Genomic DNA, 4,814 nt, shown 5'->3' with positions numbered 1-4,814 from the left:
GCCGTAAATTTAGAAAAACTTCCGCGCGAACAGGTCATAATTTGCTAACGGAATTTTAAAAATTACAGTTCCCCTGTTTAATGAGTTAGATCTATGACTAAAGCTGCTTTCCCCATTCATCCAATTCACGCAGAATATGCTCCAAAGATTTCCCTTTTTCAGTAAGTTGATATTCAACTTTGGGAGGAACTACCGGGTAAACCTTGCGGGACACCAGTAAGTCCTTCTCTAATTCTCGAACTGTTTGCGTGAACATTTTATTACTGATCTCTGGAATCCTGGATTTTAGAACACCAGATCTTTCCGGCCCATCCAGTAAATGAAAAAGTACCAAAGGTTTCCATTTTGTACCAATAAGGTTCATGGTCGCATTTAAAGGACAAATATTCTTAGATATAATTTTCGACATAAACCTCTGATTATGTTCTATTTACTCTTTTTGTAACCTATACCACTTTTAGGTAACTTATTGTTTACTAGGCTAATATACCGTAATTTTGAAGCTCTAAACAATAATGTTATGAAAAAAGAAAACGCTTATCCAAGATCATTTTCACATATTGGAATCACTGTTCCAGACCTCCAGAAAGCTGTAGATTTTTATTCTGAAGTAATGGGGTGGTACACGATCATGAAGCCGGCGAAGGTAGAGAAAGACCCTGATACTGCTATTGGACAGATGTGTATCGATGTATTTGGAAACGACTGGGAAGAATTTGAGATCGCACATATGTCTACTTCAGATGGTGTGGGTATCGAGTTGTTTTCATTTTCTAAGGGCAAAAAAGAAGCGCCAGCATTCAACCCATTTAACACAGGACTGTTCCATTTCTGTGTACAGGATCCGGATATTGAAGGTCTAATTGAAAAAATTGTGGCCAAAGGTGGGAAACAGCGAATGCCCATTAGAGAATATTACCCGGAAGAAAAACCTTTTAAAATGTGTTATGTTGAAGATCCTTTTGGAATTGTATTTGAAATTTATACGCATAGTTATGAACTTACTTATTCATCTGGCGCCTATTCAGAATAGAATAGTGAACTGAAATATATACCTTGAGACCTATTTAAACGTTCTAATTCGATGTTTAGTAAGGCTGTTTTCAGGTATTTCAAAGAGATAAATACATACAATGTTCCGCTGGCGATCATTATTGGTATCGCTGCCGGACCCCTGTATGCCCTGCTTATTTTTAGCAGTTTTGGTGTTTTTACAGGTAAACTTGCATTTGATTATTTCAAAAAGCATCAATACTATATGTATGAGAACCTGGGATTTAGCAAATCATTCCTGCTAAGTCGTGTTTTTCTTCTTAATATTCTGATTTCTGTTATCTGCGGAATAATCCTGTTGCTATTTTGAGAATTCTTCAGGCCCGAAATATTCATAAGAGCTATGCAGATAATATTCTGAATGATCTGAATTTTCAATGTAAAACAGGTGAAATGATCGGAATCTTTGGTAGGAATGGATCCGGAAAATCTACGCTTCTAAAAATTCTTTCCGGAAAAATAAAACCCGACCAGGGCAGCATTTATCTTGATGAACGGGAACTGACATCATCCTCCATCATTTCAGAAAAATTAATCGGCTGCTTACCACAGGACAGTTTTCTTCCGAAAAATTCAACTGTACAGGATATTATTCCGTTTTTTCATCCAGACGGAGAGGCTCAGGATCGCATATTTTATGCTAAAGGAGTCGGGAATTTTGCTTCCAGAAAGATCAAAGAACTAGCCATTGGCCAGCGGAGGTATCTGGAATTACTGCTTGTGGGCAATCTTGACCATCCATTTTTACTACTGGACGAACCTTTTTCTATGGTTGAACCTCTTTACAAAGAGTGCATTATTGAGTTCATTACTAACCTGAAAGCTAGAAAAGGTATTATCATCACAGATCATTATTACCAGGATGTTCTGAATGTTGCCTCTAAAAATTTTCTTCTGAAAAACGGGAATTTAGCAAGTATTTCTTCTGAAGCAGATCTGCTTACCGAGGGCTACCTGAAAACATAAAACTCCCTGATTTTTTATATTTTGCAGACCTAAACGTAAAAGAACAGGTTTCCAATACCTGAATACCACAGACAGTTTTGAATATGCAAGAACAGCCATTTGGACATAATTTAATCTATAAACCAATAGGATGGCTGTATCTACATTCCCTGCATTCAGAAAAAACAGCAAAATCTCTACTGAGTGAAAAGTTCAATAGCAGGTATGACCTTGCAGGTAGTCGTATAGTGCTTAACCTGTTTAGCTTTATAATTCTTGCTGTATTTGTGATTTTTGTAGTAAGCCTCCTTCTTAAATCTGTCCAGTATTTCGTGGCTTGACCTAAAATAAAAAAGGGCGGCAAAGTGCCACCCTTTTCTTATTATGATAATTTAATTTAAACCTTAAGATCGTAGCGATCAAGATTCATCACCTTGTCCCAGGCTTTTACGAAATCTTTTACGAATTTCGCTTCAACATCATCAGTAGCATACACCTCAGCCAGTGCTCTCAGTTCAGAATTTGATCCAAATATAAGATCTACCCTGCTTCCGGTATATTTCACTTCTCCGGTTCTTCTATCTCTTCCTTCAAAAAATTGATCATCTTCTGAAGTTGCCTTCCAGGTCACTCCGAAGTCAAGAATATTCTTGAAGAAATCGTTGGTCAACTGTCCTGGTCTGTCTGTGAAAACTCCATGCTTAGAACCGTCATAATTAGCACCAAGAGATCTCATTCCTCCTACCAGAACCGTCATTTCAGGAGCAGTTAGAGTTAGCAATTGTGCTCTATCGATCAATAATGCTTCAGCTGAAGCTGAGATATTATCCCTGTTTCCGAAGTAGTTTCTAAAACCATCTGCATTAGGCTCCAGTGGTTCAAACGCTTCCACATCGGTCTTCTCCTGGGTGGCATCTGCACGTCCCGGAGTAAAAGGCACTTCTACATCATGCCCAGCGTCTTTTGCTGCTTTTTCAACTGCTGCACAACCGGCCAGGACTATAAGATCTGCAATAGAAACTTTTTTAGAATCCTGTGAATCGTTGAAATCTGACTGAATTCCTTCCAACGTCTGGATCACTTTTCCCAATTGTGGCGGGTTGTTCACTTCCCATCCTTTCTGAGGAGCTAAGCGTACACGTGCACCATTGGCACCACCACGTTTATCGGAACCTCTATAAGTTGAAGCCGAAGCCCATGCAGCAGAAACCAGCGCCGCAGTAGAAAGTCCGCTATCGAGAATTTTAGATTTTAAGTTTTCAATATCCTGATCGTTGATGATTTCATGCTCTACTTTTGGAATTGGATCCTGCCATAGCAATTCCTCCTGTGGAACTTCCGGCCCTAAATATCTTTCGATAGGCCCCATATCTCGGTGTGTTAGTTTAAACCAGGCACGGGAATAGGCATCTGCAAACTCTTCAGGGTTTTCAAGGAAATGTCTGGAGATCTTTTCATATTCTGGATCCATCTTTAAAGAAAGATCTGTCGTTAACATAAACGGTGCATGTTTCTTATCTGGATCATGCGCATCTGGAACAGTTCCCGCTCCGGCATTATCCTTTGGCTGCCATTGGTATGCTCCTCCTGGGCCTTTAATACATTCCCAGTCGTACTTAAATAGATTTTCGAAATAAGTATTACTCCATTTTGTTGGAGTGTCTGTCCAGGCGCCTTCAATTCCACTAGTGATCGTATCAGCTCCTTTTCCGGTTCCATAGGTATTCTGCCATCCCATACTCTGCATTTCAATCCCTGCAGCAGCTGGTTCAGCTTCCACATATTTCTCAGGATCTGCAGCACCGTGAGTTTTTCCGAAGGTGTGACCTCCCGCGATCAAAGCAACAGTTTCATAATCGTTCATCGCCATTCTTCCGAAGGTATCACGAATATAGGAAGCCGATTCTACCGGATCTGGATTCCCATTATGTCCTTCAGGATTCACATAGATCAATCCCATATGTGCTGCTCCTAGCGGACTCTCAAGTTCACCTTCAGCATATCTTTCCTCATTATCAAGCCACTCGCTTTCAGATCCCCAGTAAACGTCGTTCTCTGGCTCCCATACATCTTCACGACCACCTGCAAAACCAAACATTGGCAAGCCCATAGATTCATGAGCACAGTTTCCAGCAAGCACCAGTAGATCAGCCCAGGACAATTTTCTACCATATTTCTTTTTGATAGGCCATAAGAGTAATCTCGCCTTATCCAGGTTTGCATTGTCTGGCCAGCTATTTAGCGGAGCAAATCTCTGTTGCCCAGAACCAGCTCCTCCACGACCATCTCCAATCCTGTAAGTACCGGCACTATGCCAGGCCATACGTATAAAGAAAGGTCCATAATGACCATAATCTGCAGGCCACCAGTCCTGTGAGTCGGTCATAAGATCATAAAGATCCTGCTTTACTGCAGCCAAATCAAGACTCTTAAATTCTTCAGCATAATTAAAGTCATCGTCCATAAGATCGGTTAATGAAGAATGCTGTTTTAATATATTAAGGTTTAGCTGATTTGGCCACCAGTCTCTGTTAGAGGTCCCGTTACCAGCAGAGTTCTTAATAGCTCCGCCCATAAATGGACATTTACTGGATTCATTGACTTCCCAAACCTTGTGATTATCGTCGCTTCCAGAATGATTTTTTCCCATTTTGTTAAAATATTAGATTAATAAATTGGATTAGAGTTCGAATTTACGAAAAGGTGTTCGATAATTTTTATCTATAGTTTTTATATAATGATAGTTATATCGAATAGCTTAATGCCGAATTGCTGTAATTTATACAATTAAAGTTTTCAAACCTAACCGTGAAAAG

Annotated in this window: 6 protein-coding genes; 4 read left to right on the top strand and 2 right to left on the bottom strand. The window is 39.8% G+C overall.

Annotated features, from left to right (window positions below):
• Nucleotides 1-97: 97 nt before the first annotated feature.
• Complete coding sequence (locus ACNI3T_RS07790; RefSeq protein WP_418227334.1) at nt 98-409, bottom strand: winged helix-turn-helix transcriptional regulator; 312 nt, start codon at nt 407-409, stop codon at nt 98-100.
• A 111-nt stretch (nt 410-520) separates the two neighbouring features.
• On the opposite strand from ACNI3T_RS07790, the gene ACNI3T_RS07785 reads away from it, so the two are divergent.
• From ACNI3T_RS07785 to ACNI3T_RS07770, 4 genes are all read left to right on the top strand, one after another.
• Nucleotides 521-1,033, top strand: a complete 513-nt coding sequence (locus ACNI3T_RS07785; RefSeq protein WP_418227333.1) for a lactoylglutathione lyase family protein — start codon at nt 521-523, stop codon at nt 1,031-1,033.
• A gap of 51 nt (nt 1,034-1,084) precedes the next feature.
• The gene (locus ACNI3T_RS07780) at nt 1,085-1,363 is read left to right on the top strand and encodes a hypothetical protein (protein ID WP_418227332.1); all 279 of its coding nucleotides are present in this window, start codon (nt 1,085-1,087) and stop codon (nt 1,361-1,363) included.
• Nucleotides 1,360-2,019, top strand: coding sequence for an ATP-binding cassette domain-containing protein (locus ACNI3T_RS07775; protein ID WP_418227331.1), 660 nt, complete (start codon nt 1,360-1,362; stop codon nt 2,017-2,019). Before ACNI3T_RS07780 ends, ACNI3T_RS07775 begins: the two co-directional genes overlap by 4 nt.
• An 83-nt stretch (nt 2,020-2,102) precedes the next feature.
• A complete protein-coding gene (locus ACNI3T_RS07770) occupies nt 2,103-2,339 on the top strand; it encodes a hypothetical protein (protein WP_418227330.1) in 237 nt (78 codons plus the stop codon).
• 56 nt (nt 2,340-2,395) lie between these two features.
• Here ACNI3T_RS07770 and katG read toward each other — a convergent pair whose 3' ends face one another.
• Nucleotides 2,396-4,648 (bottom strand): catalase/peroxidase HPI, encoded by a 2,253-nt coding sequence (katG, locus tag ACNI3T_RS07765; protein WP_418227329.1) that lies wholly within the window; start codon nt 4,646-4,648, stop codon nt 2,396-2,398.
• Between the last annotated feature and the right edge of the window lie 166 nt (nt 4,649-4,814).

Origin of the sequence: Christiangramia qingdaonensis, assembly GCF_048381525.1 — a bacterium.
Classification (GTDB): Bacteria; Bacteroidota; Bacteroidia; order Flavobacteriales; family Flavobacteriaceae; genus Christiangramia.
Note: the sequence above shows the minus strand (reverse complement) of the source record. Positions and strands in the feature narration are given on the sequence as shown.